Origin of the sequence: Pseudomonas sp. KB_12 (assembly GCF_052114545.1) — a bacterium.
GTDB lineage: Bacteria > Pseudomonadota > Gammaproteobacteria > Pseudomonadales > Pseudomonadaceae > Aquipseudomonas > Aquipseudomonas brassicacearum.
In genome coordinates this window covers 18,837-36,251 of sequence record NZ_JBFREY010000021.1, presented here as the reverse complement: position 1 = coordinate 36,251, position 17,415 = coordinate 18,837, and the positions used below count along the sequence as shown (strand labels likewise).

The window sequence follows — 17,415 nt, the reverse complement described above, 5'->3', positions numbered from 1 at the left end:
GTTCCAGTTAACCGGTTCGGCTACGCAAGGCTGCGTCCAGCGGATATTCCGCGGTGAGTCTTGCTCGCAAGGCTCACGACGGGCCATACCGCCGTGGTTTCTTATTGTCTATTAACGCTTCTTGCGGTTGGCCACGTGAATGGCGCCGCCATTTACGGCCAGGGCCGCTTCGTGCAAGGCTTCGGACAGGGTCGGATGGGAGAAGACCATCATGCCCAGATCTTCAGCGCTGGTGCCGAATTCCATGCCGATCGCGCCTTGCTGTACCAGCTCGGCAGCGCTTGGGCCAATGACGTGAACGCCCAATACGCGATCCGTCTTGGCATCGGCGATGACTTTCACGAAACCACCGGTATCGTTGGCTGCCATGGCACGGCCACTGGCTGCAAACGGGAAGGTGCCGACGTTAACTTCAACGCCTTCGGCTTTCAAGGCCTGCTCGGTCTTGCCAACCCATGCGATTTCCGGGTGGGTGTAGATAACCGAAGGGATCAGGTCGTAGTTCATCTGGGCTTTGTGGCCCTTGATGCGCTCGACAACCATGATGCCTTCTTCGGATGCCTTGTGTGCCAGCATCATGCCGCGAACCACGTCACCGATGGCGAAGACGCCCGGTACTGCGGTTGCGCACTGGTCGTCGACGGCAATGAAGCCGCGCTCGTCGATTTCCACGCCGCTATCGGCAGCCAGCAGGTCGGTGGTCACAGGACGACGGCCGACCGCGACGATCAGCTTGTCGAAGGTGATGGTCTGTTCGCCGTTGGTGTCGGTGTAGGTCACCACGACTTCTTCGCCGTTGACCTTCGAACCGGTGACGCGAGCGCCCAGCTTGATGTCCAGGCCCTGTTTGGTCAGGGTTTTCAGCGCTTCCTTGGAAACCGCAGTGTCAGCGGCCATCAGGAAGGTGTCGAGGGCTTCCAGTACGGTGACTTGCGCACCCAGGCGCGACCATACCGAACCCAGCTCGAGGCCGATCACGCCAGCGCCGATCACGCCCAGGCGTTTTGGCACGGTCTGGAATTCCAGGGCACCGGTGGAATCGACGATCACGTTCTGGTCGACAGGAGCCGGTGGAATGTCGATCGGACGCGAGCCTGGCGCCAGGATGACGTTCTCGGCTTCGATCACTTCAACCGAGCCGTCTGGCTTGGTCACTTCGACTTTCTTGCCCATCAGCAGCTTGCCGTGGCCCTGGATCGAGGTCACGCCATTGGCCTTGAACAGGGTGGCAACACCGCTGGTCAGGTTCTTGACGATGTTGGCCTTGCGACCCACCATCGCTGGCACGTCCATCTTCACGTCGCCCGTGCTGATGCCGTGGATCGCGAAGCCGTCTTGGGCTTCGTGGAACTTCCAGGAGCTGTCCAGCAGCGCCTTGGAAGGAATGCAACCGACGTTCAGGCAAGTACCACCGAGGGCCAGTTTGCCCTCCTTGTCGGTGTATTTCTCGATGCAGGCAGTGGTAAGGCCCAGTTGCGCAGCCTTGATGGCCGCTACGTAGCCGCCAGGGCCCGCACCAATCACTACCACGTCGAATTTCTGAGTCATGAGTCATTCCTTTTCGAATCAAACCGGACGATCACTTGTGATGACCGTCGAGGGACGAAACCGGTTGTTTCAGCAAGAGGCCGGTCAAAACAGACCGGCCCTCGCGGCGAAAATCAGATATCCAGCAGCAGACGAGCCGGATCTTCAAGCAGGTTCTTGATGGTTACCAGGAACGTCACGGCTTCTTTACCGTCGATCAGGCGGTGATCGTAGGACAGTGCCAGGTACATCATCGGACGAATCACGACTTGACCATTGATCGCCATAGGACGCTGCAGAATGTTGTGCATGCCCAGGATCGCCGCTTGCGGCGGGTTGACGATCGGGGTCGACATCATCGAACCGAATGTACCACCGTTGGTGATGGTGAACGTACCGCCGGTCATCTCTTCGATGGACAGCTTGCCGTCACGGGCCTTCTTGCCGAAGGTGGCGATGCCGCCTTCGATTTCGGCCAGGCTCATCAGTTCGGCGTTACGCAGTACTGGAACCACCAGGCCACGGTCGCTGGAAACAGCAACACCGATGTCGGCGTAGCCGTGGTAGACGATGTCGGAACCGTCGATCGACGCGTTGACGGCCGGGAAGCGTTTCAGCGCTTCGGTGGCAGCCTTGACGAAGAACGACATGAAGCCCAGGCGTACGCCGTTGTGGGACTTCTCGAACAGATCCTTGTACTTCGAACGCAGGGCCATGACTTCGGTCATGTCGACTTCGTTGAAGGTGGTCAGCATCGCCATGTTCGACTGGGCTTCTACCAGACGCTTGGCCACGGTAGCGCGAACGCGGGTCATCGGAACGCGTTTTTCAACGCGATCACCGGCAGCGAACACCGGAGCGGCAGCGGCAGGTGCGGCAGGCTTGGCTGGCGCGGCGGCCGGAGCGGCTTTCTTGGCGGCAACGGCTGCAACCACGTCTTCCTTGGTCACGCGACCACCCTTGCCGGTGCCGGCAACGGAAGCGATGTTGATGCCGTTCTCTTCAGCCAGCTTGCGAGCAGCAGGGGCAGCGACCGGATCGTCTTCACCACCAGCGGCTGGAGCAGCAGCCTGGGCGGCAGCCGGTGCAGCAGCGGCGGCTGGAGCAGCGGCAGCGCCGCCCTCTTCGATCGAGCCCAGGACCTGGTTCGACAGAACGGTAGCGCCTTCCTCGGCAATGATTGCGCCCAGCACGCCGTCAGCTTCGGCCAATACTTCCAGCACGACCTTGTCGGTCTCGATGTCGACGATCAGGTCGTCACGCTTGACGGCCTCGCCTGGTTTCTTGTGCCAGGTGGCAACGGTGCCATCGGCAACCGATTCCGGGAATGACGGGGCTTTGATTTCGATAGCCATTATCTGTGGGTCCTTAAAATTCGGTTTCAGTCAGCGCGAAGGCGTTAAACAGTGAAGGCATCTTGCAGCAGTTTTTCCTGCTGCTCGGCGTGCATCGACGCATAACCACACGCAGGTGCAGCAGAAGCATCACGGCCGGCATATTCCAGGCCCAGGGCCTTGTTGTGGTTGCCGATGCTGCGACGCAGGTGATGCTGGCTGCTGTACCACGCGCCTTGGTTCATCGGTTCTTCCTGACACCACACCACGTGGGTGAGGTTGGTGTAAGGCGCGATGGCCTCCATCAGGTCTTCTTCCGGGAACGGGTAAAGCTGCTCGATCCGCACGATGGCGATGTCTTCGCGGCCTTCGGCACGACGTTTTTCCAGCAGGTCGTAGTAGACCTTGCCGCTGCACAGGACCAGGCGAGTGACCTTCGCCGCGTCCAGGGTGTCGATTTCCGAAATAACGGTCTGGAACGAGCCTTCGGCCAGATCCTCGAGCGTGGAGATCGCCAGTTTGTGACGCAGCAGCGACTTCGGTGTCAGCACGATCAGCGGCTTGCGCAGCGGACGGATGACCTGACGACGCAGCAAGTGGTAGATCTGTGCTGGCGTGGTCGGTACGCAGACCTGGACGTTGTGCTCGGCACACAGTTGCAGGTAACGCTCCAGACGCGCCGAAGAGTGCTCCGGCCCCTGCCCTTCATAACCGTGTGGCAACAGCATGGTCAGACCGCAGAGACGGCCCCACTTGTGCTCGCCGCTGGTGATGAACTGGTCGACAACCACCTGGGCACCGTTGGCGAAGTCGCCGAACTGGGCTTCCCAGATCACCAGCGCCTCAGGCGTGGTGGTCGAGTAACCGTATTCGAACGCCAGCACGGCTTCTTCGGACAGGAACGAATCGTACAGGTCGAAACGTGGCTGGCCCTTGTACAGGTTTTGCAGCGGGACGTAGGTACCCGCGTCTTTCTGGTTGTGCAAGACAGCGTGACGGTGCGAGAACGTACCGCGACCGATGTCCTGACCCGTCATGCGAATCGGGTGACCTTCGAACGCCAGGGTCGCGTACGCCATGGTTTCGGCGTAACCCCAGTTGATCGGCAGGCCGCCGGCTTGCATCTTCTGCCGGTCTTCGTAGATTTTCGCGACCTGGCGCTGAACCACGAAGCCTTCCGGAATTTCCAGCAGCTTGGCGGACAGTTCCTGCAAGGTTTTCAGATCGAAGCGAGTGTCGTGACGCGCGGTCCAGGCGTGGCCCAGATACGGACGCCAGTCCACGAACAACTCTTTGTTCGGCTCTTTGACCAGGCTTTTTACCACGTGCAGACCGTTGTCCAGCGCGTTGCGGTATTCGTCGACTTTCGCCTGAACACGCTCAACGTCCAGCACACCGCTCTGGGTCAGATGATCGGCATACAGCTCACGGGTGGTGCGCTGTTTGGTGATCTGCTGATACATGATTGGCTGGGTGCCGCTTGGCTCGTCGGCCTCGTTGTGACCGCGACGACGGTAGCAGACCAGGTCGATCACCACGTCACGCTTGAACTGCATGCGGTAGTCGATGGCCAGCTGGGTCACGAACAACACGGCTTCCGGATCATCACCATTCACATGGAGGATCGGCGCCTGGATCATCTTCGCAACGTCGGTCGCATACTCGGTGGAGCGCGAGTCCAGCGGGTTGCTGATGGTGAAACCGACCTGGTTGTTGATCACGATGTGCACGGTGCCGCCGGTCTTGAAACCGCGGGTCTGCGACATCTGGAAGGTTTCCATGACCACGCCCTGACCGGCGAATGCCGCGTCACCGTGGATGGAGATCGGCAGTACCTTCTCGCCGGTAGGGTCGTTACGACGATCCTGACGGGCGCGAACCGAACCTTCGACCACTGGAGAAACGATTTCCAGGTGAGACGGGTTGAACGCCATGGCCAGGTGCACTTCGCCACCTGCGGTCATCACGTTGGACGAGAAGCCCTGGTGGTATTTCACGTCACCGGAACCCAGCTCGACCTTCTTCTTGCCTTCGAACTCGTCGAACAGCTCGCGCGGGTTCTTGCCGAAGGTGTTGACCAGGACGTTCAGGCGACCACGGTGGGCCATGCCGATCACGATTTCCTTGGTGCCGTAGGAACCGGAACGCTGGATCAACTCGTCGAGCATCGGAATCAGGCTCTCGCCGCCTTCCAGACCGAAACGCTTGGTACCCGGGTATTTGGTCCCGAGGTATTTTTCAAGGCCTTCGCCGGCGGTGACGCGCTCAAGCAGGTGGCTCTTGATGTCGACAGAGTACGTCGGACGGCCGCGCACGCTTTCCAGACGCTGCTGGAACCACTGGCGCTGCTCGGAATCGGTGATATGCGTAAATTCAGCGCCGATGGTGCGGCAATATGTCTGCTGCAACGCTTCGTGAATTTCGCGTAGGCTCGCTTCCTCTTTGCCGATGAACAGGTCGCCGGCACGGAAGGTCGTATCAAGATCGGCATTGGTCAAGCCGTAGTGATTGATCGACAGGTCTGCAGGTGCAGGACGCTGCCACAGCCCCAGCGGGTCAAGCTGGGCTGACTGGTGGCCACGCATCCGGTAGGCCTGGATCAGTCGCAGCACTTCAACTTGCTTCTTCTCGTGTTCACTGCTCACGCTGCCGGCAGATACCGGTTGAGCGCGGCGCTGGTTCTTTGCCAGCAACACGAAATGATCGCGAATCGTCGAGTGCGAAACATCAGTGGCAGAGTTACCGTCAGCCGGCAACTTCTGAAAGTAGGTGCGCCATTCTTCTGGCACAGCGTTAGGGTCGTGCAGGTAGAGCTCGTAAAGCTCTTCCACATAGGCAGCGTTACCACCGGAAAGGTGGGCACTGTTCCACATGCGCTGCATCACGCTTTCTTGCATGCTTGGTCACCCTCGATTAGGGGAACACCACCGGCGAAAACACCGAGCAAACTTGCAGAAGTCCGAGTGCAGCGACTAAAACAAGCCACTTAGGATCACGCTGATAGTCCGGGTACCAGCCCGGATGCCCCTGCTTGTCTCATTTCTTCAAAATAAGAACCGCCGCTTTGTGAGCGGCTGTTCTGGTTATAGCCTGAGCGCGGGTTGAAGCCCGCGCCTGGCCTTCTACGGGTAAAGCGGTCCTACGGGTACAGCAGCTGAATCACACGCCGCTTTGCAGCAGCATGTTACGAATGTGACCGATGGCCTTAGTCGGGTTCAGGCCTTTCGGACAGACGTTGACGCAGTTCATGATCCCGCGGCAGCGGAATACGCTGAACGGGTCATCCAGCGAAGCCAGACGCTCGGACGTCTTGGTGTCACGGCTGTCTGCCAGGAAGCGGTACGCTTGCAGCAGGGCGGCCGGGCCCAGGAACTTGTCCGGATTCCACCAGAAGGATGGGCACGAGGTCGAGCAGCAAGCGCACAGGATGCACTCGTACAGACCGTCGAGCTTCTCACGCTCTTCAGGAGTCTGCAGACGCTCGATGGCCGGAGCCGGCGTGTCGTTCTGCAGGAATGGCTTCACCTTCTCGTATTGCTTGTAGAAGATGCTCATATCGACGACCAAGTCACGGATAACCGGCAAACCTGGCAGCGGACGAACGATCAGCTTGTTGCCCTTGACCACGGCAGACAGCGGCGTGATGCAAGCCAAGCCGTTCTTGCCGTTGATGTTCATGCCGTCGGAGCCGCAAACGCCCTCACGGCAAGAGCGACGATAGGAGAAACCCTCGTCCTGCTCCTTGATCAGGGCCAGCACGTCCAGCACCATCAGGTCTTTACCACCGGTGTCGACCTGGAAGTCCTGCATGAACGGCGCAGCGTCCTGATCAGGGTTGTAGCGATAAACACTGACTTGCAACATAGCGGTCACCCTTAATAAGTCCGGACTTTTGGTTCGAAAGTCGGAACAGTCTTCGGCGAGAAGTTCACGGCACGCTTGGTGACGCGCTTATCACCCGGGAAGTACAAGGTGTGGCACAGCCAGTTTTCGTCGTCACGGTCTTCGAAGTCTTCGCGGGCGTGGGCGCCACGGGACTCTTTACGCACTTCTGCGGCGATGGCGGTGGCTTCGGCCACTTCCAGCAGGTTCTGCAACTCCAGCGCTTCGATACGGGCAGTGTTGAACGCCTGCGACTTATCGTTGATCTTCACGTTGGCGATTCGTTCACGCAATTGCGCCAGCTGGGCAATACCCTTCTGCATGTATTCGCCGGTACGGAATACACCGAAGTAGTTCTGCATGCAGTTTTGCAACTCGCGACGCAGGGTCGCCACGTCTTCGCCTTCGGTACGCTCGTTCAGAGCGGACAGACGCGCCAGGGCGGCTTCGATGTTGGCGTCGGTGGCATCGTCATATTCGATACCGTCGGACAGCGCTTTTTCCAGGTGCAGGCCGGCAGCGCGACCGAAGACCACCAGGTCGAGCAACGAGTTGCCGCCCAGGCGGTTGGCACCGTGGACCGATACGCACGCCACTTCACCCACTGCGAACAGGCCAGGGATGATTGCGTCCACGCCTTCGGCGTTCTGGGTGATTGCCTGGCCATGAATGTTGGTGGCAACGCCGCCCATCATATAGTGGCAGGTTGGAACTACTGGAACTGGCGCGACGACCGGGTCGACGTGAGCGAAGGTCTTGGACAGTTCGCAAATACCTGGCAGGCGGCTGTGCAGCACTTCCTCGCCCAGGTGGTCGAGCTTGAGCATCACGTGGTCGCCATTCGGACCGCAACCGTTGCCAGCGATGATTTCCTTAACCATCGAACGGGCAACCACGTCACGACCGGCAAGGTCCTTGGCGTTCGGAGCATAACGCTCCATGAAACGCTCGCCGTGCTTGTTGATCAGGTAACCACCTTCACCACGGCAACCTTCGGTCACCAGTACACCGGCGCCGGCGATGCCGGTTGGGTGGAACTGCCACATTTCGATGTCTTGCACCGGAACGCCAGCACGCAGGGCCATGCCGACGCCGTCACCGGTGTTGATCAGGGCGTTGGTGGTGGATGCGTAGATACGGCCTGCACCGCCGGTCGCCAGTACGGTGGCCTTGGCGCGGATGTAGGTGGTTTCGCCGGTTTCGATGCAGATCGCGATCACGCCGACGAAGGCGCCGTCCTGGTTCTTCACCAGGTCAACGGCGTAGTACTCGTTCAGGAACGTGGTACCGGCTTTCAGGTTGCCCTGGTACAGGGTGTGCAGCAGCGCGTGACCGGTACGGTCGGACGCCGCGCAAGTACGCGCAGCCTGGCCGCCCTTGCCGTAGTCCTTGGACTGGCCACCGAACGGACGCTGATAGATACGACCTTGCTCGGTACGCGAGAATGGCATACCCATGTGGTCCAGCTCGAACACTGCGGCCGGGCCTTCCTGACACATGTATTCGATAGCGTCCTGGTCACCGATGTAGTCGGAACCCTTGACGGTATCGTACATGTGCCAGCGCCAGTCATCGTTCGGGTCGGCCGAAGCGATGGCGCAGGTGATGCCACCCTGGGCGGAAACAGTGTGCGAACGGGTAGGGAAAACCTTGGTGATCACGGCAGTCTTGTGACCGCCCTGTGCCAGTTGCAGCGCTGCGCGCATGCCGGCACCGCCACCACCAATGATGATAGCGTCGAAAGAAATCGTTGGAATGTTAGCCATGGATCAGATACCCCAGAGAATCTGCACACCCCAGACGAAGTAAGCGAACATCGCAACGCCGCATACTGCCTGGAAGAGGAAACGTACGGCAGTCGCCGACTTGCCGAACGCCATTGGCGTCAGGTAGTCGGTCGCGATGGTCCACATGCCAACCCAGGCGTGAGCGCCCAGTGCGACAAGTGCCAGCAGACTGAAGATACGCATCCAGTTGTTTGCGAACAGTTCATGCCATTGGGCGTAGCCCAGGCCTGGGTTTGCTACGACATATCCGATCAGGAAGATGAAGTAAGCCGCGAGAACGACCGCAGACACACGCTGCGCCATCCAGTCATAGAGGCCCGAACGCGAAAGGTTCGTGACGTTGGTTACCATATCCAGACTCCTGCCAGAACGATCAGCACCGCAGACACGGCGATAATGATTTTCGAGCCCAGCTTGCCGCCTTCCAGCGTCTCACCGATGCCCATGTCCATGATCAAGTGGCGCACACCGGCAACCAAGTGATACAGCAAGGCGGACAGGATGCCCCAAATCACTAGCTTGGCTAGCGGACTGGTCAGACACGCTTTCACCTGACCGAAGCCTTCTTCCGAATCGAGCGACTTGTCCAATGCATAAAGCATGATGGCCAGGCTGACGAAGAGGATGACACCGGAAATACGGTGAAGAATGGACGTGTAAGCAGTGACTGGGAGTTTGATGGTCCTTAGGTCTAGGTTTACAGGTCGTTGGCTTTTCACGGCTTTTTTTTCACACTGAAGAGCCCCTAACAATCAGGGCAAAGTTGTTGGGGCGCGCACTGGTCAGGTACTCACCACCCAGGGAGTGACGACCCCCAAGAAAGCAGGCCCAAAAGCCCCTGGCGGTCGGTGGCCGAGTATAGACAGTTAGGCTACTAATGACAACGCGTTCACCTTCCCCTAATAGCGCATTGCACATACGGCGCAAAAGGCGTAAACGGCAGGTAATTTCGCGGAAAAAGTCCGGTTAAAGCCTTCTGGAGCAAGACTTTAGGCAAATTGACATTCGGATTTATCTCACTATAGTGGTGCGGGCCCTGCGTGGGGGGTCTGTCTGATGATTCCAAGCATTAATAGGAGGCCACATGGCTGACAAAAAAGCGCAGTTGATCATCGAGGGCGCAGCCCCCGTCGAGCTGCCCATTTTAACCGGCACCGTTGGTCCCGATGTAATCGACGTACGGGGCCTGACGGCCACGGGCCGTTTCACCTTTGACCCAGGTTTCATGTCGACCGCCTCGTGCGAATCGAAAATCACCTATATCGACGGCGACAACGGCATCCTGCTGCACCGCGGCTACCCGATCGAGCAACTGGCTGAAAAATCGGACTACCTGGAAACCTGCTACCTGCTGCTCAATGGCGAGCTGCCAACCGCAGAGCAAAAGGCCCAGTTCGTCAGCACCGTGAAGAACCACACCATGGTTCACGAGCAGTTGAAGACCTTCTTCAACGGCTTCCGTCGCGATGCCCACCCGATGGCCGTGATGTGCGGCGTTGTCGGCGCCCTCTCGGCCTTCTACCACGACTCCCTGGACATCAATAACCCCCAGCATCGCGAAATCTCCGCGATCCGCCTGGTGGCGAAGATGCCGACCCTGGCAGCCATGGTCTACAAGTACTCCATGGGTCAGCCCATGATGTACCCACGCAACGACCTGACCTATGCAGAGAACTTCCTGCATATGATGTTCAACACCCCGTGCGAGATCAAACCGATCAGCCCGGTGCTCGCCAAGGCCATGGACCGGATCTTCATCCTCCATGCCGACCACGAGCAGAACGCCTCCACGTCCACCGTGCGCCTGGCCGGCTCCTCGGGTGCCAACCCGTTCGCCTGTATCGCCGCCGGTATCGCCGCACTCTGGGGCCCAGCCCACGGCGGTGCCAACGAAGCGGTACTGACCATGCTCGATGAAATCGGCGATGTTTCGAACATCGACAAGTTCATCGCCAAGGCCAAGGACAAGAACGATCCGTTCAAGCTGATGGGCTTCGGTCACCGGGTCTACAAGAACCGCGACCCGCGCGCCACCGTCATGAAGCAGACCTGCGACGAAGTGCTCAAGGAACTGGGGATCACGAACGATCCGCAACTCGAACTGGCCATGCGCCTGGAAGAGATCGCCCTGACCGACCCGTACTTCATCGAACGCTCGCTGTACCCGAACGTCGACTTCTACTCGGGGATCATCCTCAAGGCGATCGGCATTCCAACCAGCATGTTCACCGTGATCTTCGCCCTGGCGCGGACCGTCGGCTGGATCTCCCACTGGAAGGAAATGCTCTCCAGCCCGTACAAGATCGGCCGCCCGCGCCAGCTGTACACCGGCTACGAGTCGCGTGACATCACCCAGCTGGAAGACCGCAAGTAAGGCCTTCCTTGCTATAGGTCCCAAGCTGTACTGAAACAGCCCCTGCTTCTTATATAAGAGCAGGGGCTGTTTTGCTTGTGCCCTCTTTGATATCTGCTGCGACTGGTCCGACACCTTCGCGAGCTAGCTCGCTCCCACATTGGACCCTGTGTATGACGCAAATCCCCTGTGGGAGCGTAATACCGCTCACTTAAGGAAACGGCGCTTTTCCGAGGGAGCGCCGTTTCCTTTGGGGTTGGGTTGGGTACATATCCGTTGCTGCGGTAACGGCTGCTTAGGGTTCCGCCCTGACGGCGGGTGACTTTCGAAAAGCCCGGAAGCCGGCCCAGTCGAAAGTAACCAAAGCGCTCATGCCCCACCACTCGGCACCTCGCTTAGGCTCGGTGTGCCTGAACGAAGGCATTGCTCCGTGGCCCTTCGCGGCGGGCCCATGGAGCAATGCCGGAGTGAGGGCATGCCGAGCCTAGGCGAGGCACCAAGTGGTGGGGCAGGAGCGTTTTGCTTACTTTTGCGCTTCTCAAAAGTGAGCCGCTGTAAGAGCGGAACCCTAAGCAGCCGTTACCGCAGCAACGGATATACACCCCTACCCCAATCCACAGCCTTAAGTGAACAGCATTACCTGTGGGAGCGAGCTTGCTCGCGATGACGACAGCCCTGCCCCCCCCCCTTAAACCCGGCACAAAAAAATACCCCAGCCTCTCGACCGGGGTATTTCCTCAAGCAATACGCTTGTAGCTTACTGGCGTATCAGTGGTTAACCGCCCCACTCGCCCCCAGGCCCGTCTGCGAACGCACGAACTGCGGGAAGAACAGCGCCCGCTCGTTTGCACCTTCAGCCGACTTGTCGGTAATGGAGAAGAACCAGATGCCGACGAAGGCGATGGCCATCGAGAACAGCGCAGGGTATTCATACGGGAAGATCGCCTTCTCGTGACCCATGATCTGCACCCAGATGGTCGGGCCGAGGATCATCAGGCCCACGGCACTGACCAGGCCCAGCCAACCGCCAATCATGGCGCCACGGGTGGTCAGCTTCTTCCAGTACATCGAAAGCAGCAGTACCGGGAAGTTGCAGCTCGCCGCAATGGAGAACGCCAGGCCGACCATGAACGCGATGTTCTGCTTCTCGAACAGGATGCCCAGGCCAATCGCCAGCACCGCCAGGGCGATGGTGGTGATTTTCGAGACGCGAATCTCGTCCTTCTCGTTGGCCTTGCCTTTCTTGATCACGCTGGCATACAGGTCATGGGACACCGCCGAGGCACCGGCCAGGGTCAGGCCCGCTACCACCGCCAGGATGGTGGCAAAGGCTACCGCCGAGATGAAGCCCAGGAAGATACTGCCACCCACAGCGTTGGCCAGGTGCACCGCCGCCATGTTGTTGCCGCCGAGCAAGGCACCTGCCGCGTCCTTGAAGGCCGGGTTGGTGCTGACCAGCAGGATCGCGCCGAAGCCGATGATGAAGGTCAGGATGTAGAAGTAGCCGATGAAACCAGTGGCATACAGCACGCTCTTGCGCGCTTCCTTGGCGTCGCTCACGGTGAAGAAGCGCATCAGGATGTGCGGCAGGCCTGCGGTACCGAACATCAGCGCCAGCCCCAGGGAGAAGGCCGAGATCGGATCCTTCACCAGGCCGCCAGGGCTCATGATCGCCTCACCTTTAGGGTGGACCTTGACCGCTTCGGCAAACAGCATGTTGAAGTCGAAGTTGACGTGTTTCATGACCATCAGGGCCATGAACGAAGCACCCGACAGCAACAGCACCGCCTTGATGATCTGTACCCATGTGGTGGCCAGCATGCCGCCGAACAACACGTAGAGGCACATCAGGATACCGACCAGGATCACCGCAACGTAGTAGTCCAGGCCGAACAGCAGCTGGATCAGCTTGCCGGCACCGACCATTTGCGCGATCAGGTAGAACGCCACCACGACCAGCGAGCCACAGGCGGACAGACTGCGGATCTGGGCTTGCCCAAGGCGATAGGACGCCACGTCGGCAAAGGTGTATTTACCCAGGTTACGCAGGCGTTCAGCGATCAGGAACAGAATGATCGGCCAGCCCACCAGGAAGCCGATCGAGTAGATCAGGCCGTCGTAGCCGGAGGCGAACACCAGTGCGGAAATCCCCAGGAAGGACGCCGCCGACATGTAGTCACCGGCAATGGCCAGGCCATTCTGGAAACCGGTGATCCGCCCGCCCGCCGCATAGTAGTCAGCGGCCGACTTGTTGCGCTTGGAGGCCCAGTAAGTGATGCACAGGGTCGCACCGACGAAAACCACGAACATCACGATGGCCGAGACGTTCAGAGGCTGTTTCTGCACGGCACCGGTCAGGGCTTCAGCCGCCCAGGCGCCCGGGGCAAACGCTGCGATGCTCAATAGAGCCAGTAGACGCCGGATCATTGCTGAGCCTCCTTGAGAATCGCATTGTTCAGGTCGTCGAACTCGCCGTTGGCGCGTCGTACGTAGATAGCGGTCAGGACGAAGGCCGAGACAATCAGGCCGACACCGATGGGAATGCCCCAGGTGATGGTGGACTCAGGCGTGATCTTGGCCCCGAGAATGTGTGGCCCGTAGGCGATCAGAAGAATGAAGCCGGAATACAGCCCAAGCATGATCGCCGAGAGAATCCAGGCGAACTTTTCCCTTTTTCTCACCAGCTCCTTGAAGCGCGGGCTGTTTTGAATCGAGAGGTAAATGCTGTCGTTCATTGTTTTTATCCTCGCAGCACAGATTTAATTGGAACAGCCCTACTCTATGCGGCTCAAGGCCAGGTTCCAGACGACCTTAGTATTAGAACGACATGACGGTTTTGCCAGTTTTCCGCAAAAAAACCCAAGCCCCTCCCCTGTGGGAGCGAGCTTGCTCGCGATGGCGGTAGCACAGTCAGTGTAGATGCAAGCTGACACACCGCTATCGCGAGCAAGCTCGCTCCCACAGGGGGTTGGGGGAAACAGGAATTTCGGGCACAAAAAAACCGCATGACACACGGTCATGCGGTTTTTCGGAACAGCTAAACCAGGCCGATTATTTGCCGGTCCATTCCTTCACGCGATCCGGGTGCTTGGCAACCCAGTCCTTGGCGGCGGCGTCAGGCTTGGCGCCTTCCTGGATCGCCAGCATGACTTCGCCGATCTCGTCTTTCGAAGCCCATTGGAATTTCTTCAGGAACGCGACCACTTCCGGTGCCTTGGCCTCCAGTTCCTTGCTGCCGATGCTGTTCACGGTTTCAGCCGCGCCGTAGACGCCTTTCGGGTCTTCCAGGAAGCGCAGTTTCCACTTGGCGAACATCCAGTGCGGCACCCAACCGGTGACGGCAATGGATTCGTTTTTCTTCTCGGCACGGGTCAGCTCGGCAATCATGCCGGCGCCGGAACTGGCCTTGAGTTGATAACCGGTCAGGTCGTAATCCTTGATGGCCTGTTCGGTCTTGAGCATAACGCCTGAACCGGCGTCGATGCCGACGATGCGTTTCTTGAAGGAGTCGTCGGTCTTGAGATCCTCGAGCGACTTGGCCTTGACGTACTCCGGCACGATCAGGCCGATTTTTGCGTCCTTGAAGTTGGGGCCATAATCGACCACGTTGTCCTTGTTCTTGGTCCAATAGTCGCCGTGGGTCACCGGCAGCCAGGCCGAGAGCATCGCGTCGAGTTTACCGGTGGCCACGCCTTGCCACATGATCCCGGTCGCAACCGCTTGCAGCTTCACATCGTAGCCAAGCTTCTGCTGGATGACTTCGGCGGCCACGTGAGTGGTCGCGACGCTGTCGGACCAGCCGTCAACGTAACCGATGCTCAAGGTTTTGTTTTCGGCGCTGGCCAGGGTGGAGCTGATCGCCAGTACCAGTGCGGCACCTGCGCCCAAGAGTCGTCGCATCTTCATCGTTACTTCCCCGAAAGTGCTGCGCCCGACGGATGTCGGGCAGCGTCAACGTATTGTTATGGTGCACAGCGCCCCCATCACGTTCGCCTGAAACCAGCTCGAACGCCAGTGGAGTACTGACTCGTTGATCATCGACCTGCGCCGATCCGGAACCTGCTCTGTCTGCGACGTCGAGGCAACGAGAAACGACATCAGAACGCCAGCTCTCAGTTCCGGGCATTTGTAGCTCCGTCACACGTGAAATTTAGCGGTCAAATCCGGCAAACGCCAGATAACTAGCCGCCAGCACGCACGAGCGTGTATCGTCCCGCTACTATCGCGCCCCGTCCGTGCCTGTTTTGTGCCCATCATGGCACTTGGCTCTGCTTCGGTGGTCATAGCCTGCGAACCTCATTCGGCACCTTCCTCTAAGGGATCCAGTCATGCTCCGTTCCTTGCGCTTCGCTGCCCTTCTCGGCGGCCTTATCCTGAGTGCGTCCGCGCTGGCGGCAGATATTGACGCCGCCAGCTATGGCTACCCCTTGACCAACCCGTTCGAGGCGACCATCGCTACCACGCCACCGGACCTGCGCCCGGAGTTGCCGCTTATCGAAGACATCGACCAGGCAGACCACAGCCTGACCCTGCGCCCGGAACGCGAGTTCATCCTGCCGGACAACTTCTGGCCAGTGAAAAGCCTCACCTACCGCATGGCCACCCAGGACAAACCCGCGCCGCTGATCTTTCTCATCGCCGGCACCGGTGCGCGCTTTGACAGTAGCATCAATGAATACCTCAAGCGCCTCTACTACAAGGCCGGCTACCACGTGGTGCAGTTGTCCTCGCCCACCAGCTTCGACTTCATGAGCGCCGCTTCGCGCTTCGCCACGCCAGGCATTTCCAAGGAAGACGCCGAAGACATGTACCGGGTGATGCAAGCCGTGCGCGCGCAGAACCCCAAGCTGCCGGTGACCGAGTATTACCTGACCGGTTATAGCCTAGGTGCCCTGGACGCGGCCTTCGTCGCACACCTGGACGAAACCCGGCGCAGCTTCAATTTCAAGAAGGTGCTGCTGCTGAACCCGCCGGTTAACCTCTACACCTCGATCACCAACCTGGACAAACTGGTCCAGACCGAGGTCAAGGGCATCAACAACACCACCACCTTCTATGAGCTGGTGCTGAACAAGCTGACGCGCTACTTCCAGCAAAAAGGCTACATCGACCTCAACGATGCCCTGGTCTACGACTTCCAGCAGTCCAAGCAGCACCTGAGCAACGAGCAGATGGCCATGTTGATCGGCACCTCGTTCCGTTTCTCGGCGGCCGACATCGCGTTCACTTCGGACCTGATCAATCGGCGCGGGCTGATCATCCCGCCCAAGTTCCCGATTACCGAAAGCACCAGCCTGACGCCGTTCCTCAAGCGTGCGCTGCAATGCGATTTCGACTGTTACCTCACCGAGCAGGTGATTCCGATGTGGCGCGCGCGTACTGACGGCGGCAGCCTGTTGCAACTGGTCGACCAGGTCAGCCTGTACGCGCTGAAGGATTACCTGCACGACAGCCCGAAGATTGCCGTCATGCACAATGCCGACGACGTCATTCTCGGTCCGGGCGACCTGGGCTTCCTGCGCAAGACCTTTGGCGATCGCCTGACGGTTTATCCGCTGGGCGGCCACTGCGGCAACCTTAACTACCGCGTCAACAGCGACGCCATGCTGGAGTTCTTCCGTGGCTAAATATCTGCTGCTTATCGCTGCGTTAATGAGTGCGGGCATGGTCCACGCCGACAACAGCAAGGCCAATGCGCCTGTGGTGGTGGATTCGGACGGCTTCAAGGAGCCGTCGAGCAAGCTCAAGTTCAACCCGGGCCTGGACCAGCGCGAATTCGAGCGCTCGACCCTCAACGCCCTGAACGTCTATGACCCGCTGGAGTCCTGGAACCGCCGCGTCTACCACTTCAACTATCGCTTCGACCAATGGGTATTCCTGCCCGTGGTCGATGGCTACCGCTACGTCACGCCAAGCTTCGTGCGCACTGGGGTGAGCAACTTCTTCAACAACCTGGGGGATGTGCCAAACCTGATGAACAGCCTGCTGCAATTCAAGGGCAAGCGTTCGATGGAAACCACGGCGCGCCTGCTGCTCAACACCACCGTCGGCATCGCCGGCCTGTGGGACCCAGCCACCGCCATGGGCCTGCCGCGCCAGAGCGAAGACTTCGGGCAGACCCTGGGTTTCTACGGCGTACCGGGCGGCGCCTACTTCGTGTTGCCGATCTTTGGCCCGTCGAACTTGCGCGACACCTCAGGCCTGCTGGTGGACTACACGGCCGAATCGGCGATCAACTTCCTGAACGTCTCGGAAGTCAGCTCCAACCACCCGGAGCTGCTGCTTCTGCGCGGCGTGGACAAGCGCTACCAGACCAGCTTCCGCTACGGGCAACTGAACTCGCCATTCGAGTATGAGAAGGTGCGCTACGTGTACACCGAGTCGCGCAAGTTGCAGATTGCCGAATAACTTTCGGCCCCCCCCAAAACCCACTGTGGGAGCGAGCTTGCTCGCGATAGCAGTCTGTCAGGCAACATTAATGTTGGATGCCAGGCCCTCATCGCGAGCAAGCTCGCTCCCACAGGGGTTAGGA

At 59.3% G+C, this 17,415-nt stretch carries 13 protein-coding genes; 3 read left to right on the top strand and 10 right to left on the bottom strand.

The genetic code is table 11. The annotated features are described in order from the left end of the window. Nucleotides 1–111: 111 nt before the first annotated feature. The 7 genes from lpdA to sdhC all read right to left on the bottom strand — a co-directional run bounded on the left by lpdA (nucleotide 112) and on the right by sdhC (nucleotide 9,249). Nucleotides 112–1,548 carry a dihydrolipoyl dehydrogenase gene (gene lpdA / locus AB4Z20_RS18090; RefSeq protein WP_253476987.1) on the bottom strand — a complete coding sequence of 479 codons (1,437 nt, stop codon included), beginning with the start codon at nucleotides 1,546–1,548 and terminating at the stop codon, nucleotides 112–114. A gap of 113 nt (nucleotides 1,549–1,661) precedes the next feature. Beyond that, complete coding sequence (gene odhB / locus AB4Z20_RS18085; RefSeq protein WP_253476990.1) at nucleotides 1,662–2,882, bottom strand: 2-oxoglutarate dehydrogenase complex dihydrolipoyllysine-residue succinyltransferase; 1,221 nt, start codon at nucleotides 2,880–2,882, stop codon at nucleotides 1,662–1,664. 44 nt (nucleotides 2,883–2,926) lie between these two features. Continuing rightward, nucleotides 2,927–5,758: a 2-oxoglutarate dehydrogenase E1 component gene (locus tag AB4Z20_RS18080; protein ID WP_253476993.1), complete on the bottom strand. Its 2,832-nt coding sequence runs from the start codon at nucleotides 5,756–5,758 to the stop codon at nucleotides 2,927–2,929. Between the two features lie 262 nt (nucleotides 5,759–6,020). After that, nucleotides 6,021–6,725, bottom strand: coding sequence for a succinate dehydrogenase iron-sulfur subunit (locus tag AB4Z20_RS18075; protein ID WP_003204434.1), 705 nt, complete (start codon nucleotides 6,723–6,725; stop codon nucleotides 6,021–6,023). 11 nt (nucleotides 6,726–6,736) lie between these two features. Beyond that, a complete protein-coding gene (sdhA, locus tag AB4Z20_RS18070; protein ID WP_253476996.1) occupies nucleotides 6,737–8,509 on the bottom strand; it encodes a succinate dehydrogenase flavoprotein subunit in 1,773 nt (590 codons plus the stop codon). Between the two features lie 3 nt (nucleotides 8,510–8,512). Beyond that, nucleotides 8,513–8,881, bottom strand: a complete 369-nt coding sequence (gene sdhD / locus AB4Z20_RS18065) for a succinate dehydrogenase, hydrophobic membrane anchor protein (protein ID WP_003204438.1) — start codon at nucleotides 8,879–8,881, stop codon at nucleotides 8,513–8,515. Next, nucleotides 8,875–9,249: a succinate dehydrogenase, cytochrome b556 subunit gene (gene sdhC, locus AB4Z20_RS18060; RefSeq protein ID WP_003179220.1), complete on the bottom strand. Its 375-nt coding sequence runs from the start codon at nucleotides 9,247–9,249 to the stop codon at nucleotides 8,875–8,877. The genes sdhD and sdhC overlap by 7 nt, the downstream gene beginning before the upstream one ends. A 365-nt stretch (nucleotides 9,250–9,614) precedes the next feature. Between sdhC and gltA the strand changes: the two genes are divergently transcribed. Next, nucleotides 9,615–10,904 (top strand): citrate synthase, encoded by a 1,290-nt coding sequence (gltA, locus tag AB4Z20_RS18055; protein WP_014339589.1) that lies wholly within the window; start codon nucleotides 9,615–9,617, stop codon nucleotides 10,902–10,904. A 747-nt stretch (nucleotides 10,905–11,651) separates the two neighbouring features. Here the strand turns inward: gltA and AB4Z20_RS18050 are convergent. The 3 genes from AB4Z20_RS18050 to AB4Z20_RS18040 all read right to left on the bottom strand — a co-directional run bounded on the left by AB4Z20_RS18050 (nucleotide 11,652) and on the right by AB4Z20_RS18040 (nucleotide 14,789). After that, on the bottom strand, nucleotides 11,652–13,310 hold the full coding sequence (locus AB4Z20_RS18050) for a cation acetate symporter (RefSeq protein WP_253477000.1): 1,659 nt from the start codon (nucleotides 13,308–13,310) through the stop codon (nucleotides 11,652–11,654). Then, nucleotides 13,307–13,618, bottom strand: coding sequence for a DUF485 domain-containing protein (locus AB4Z20_RS18045; RefSeq protein ID WP_003204445.1), 312 nt, complete (start codon nucleotides 13,616–13,618; stop codon nucleotides 13,307–13,309). The genes AB4Z20_RS18050 and AB4Z20_RS18045 overlap by 4 nt, the downstream gene beginning before the upstream one ends. A 316-nt stretch (nucleotides 13,619–13,934) precedes the next feature. Further along, on the bottom strand, nucleotides 13,935–14,789 hold the full coding sequence (locus AB4Z20_RS18040; RefSeq protein WP_214509653.1) for a glycine betaine ABC transporter substrate-binding protein: 855 nt from the start codon (nucleotides 14,787–14,789) through the stop codon (nucleotides 13,935–13,937). 422 nt (nucleotides 14,790–15,211) lie between these two features. On the opposite strand from AB4Z20_RS18040, the gene AB4Z20_RS18035 reads away from it, so the two are divergent. Further along, complete coding sequence (locus AB4Z20_RS18035) at nucleotides 15,212–16,510, top strand: serine/threonine protein kinase (RefSeq protein WP_253477003.1); 1,299 nt, start codon at nucleotides 15,212–15,214, stop codon at nucleotides 16,508–16,510. Then, nucleotides 16,503–17,291 carry an MlaA family lipoprotein gene (locus AB4Z20_RS18030; protein ID WP_258689067.1) on the top strand — a complete coding sequence of 263 codons (789 nt, stop codon included), beginning with the start codon at nucleotides 16,503–16,505 and terminating at the stop codon, nucleotides 17,289–17,291. The genes AB4Z20_RS18035 and AB4Z20_RS18030 overlap by 8 nt, the downstream gene beginning before the upstream one ends. The last annotated feature ends 124 nt before the right edge of the window (nucleotides 17,292–17,415 follow it).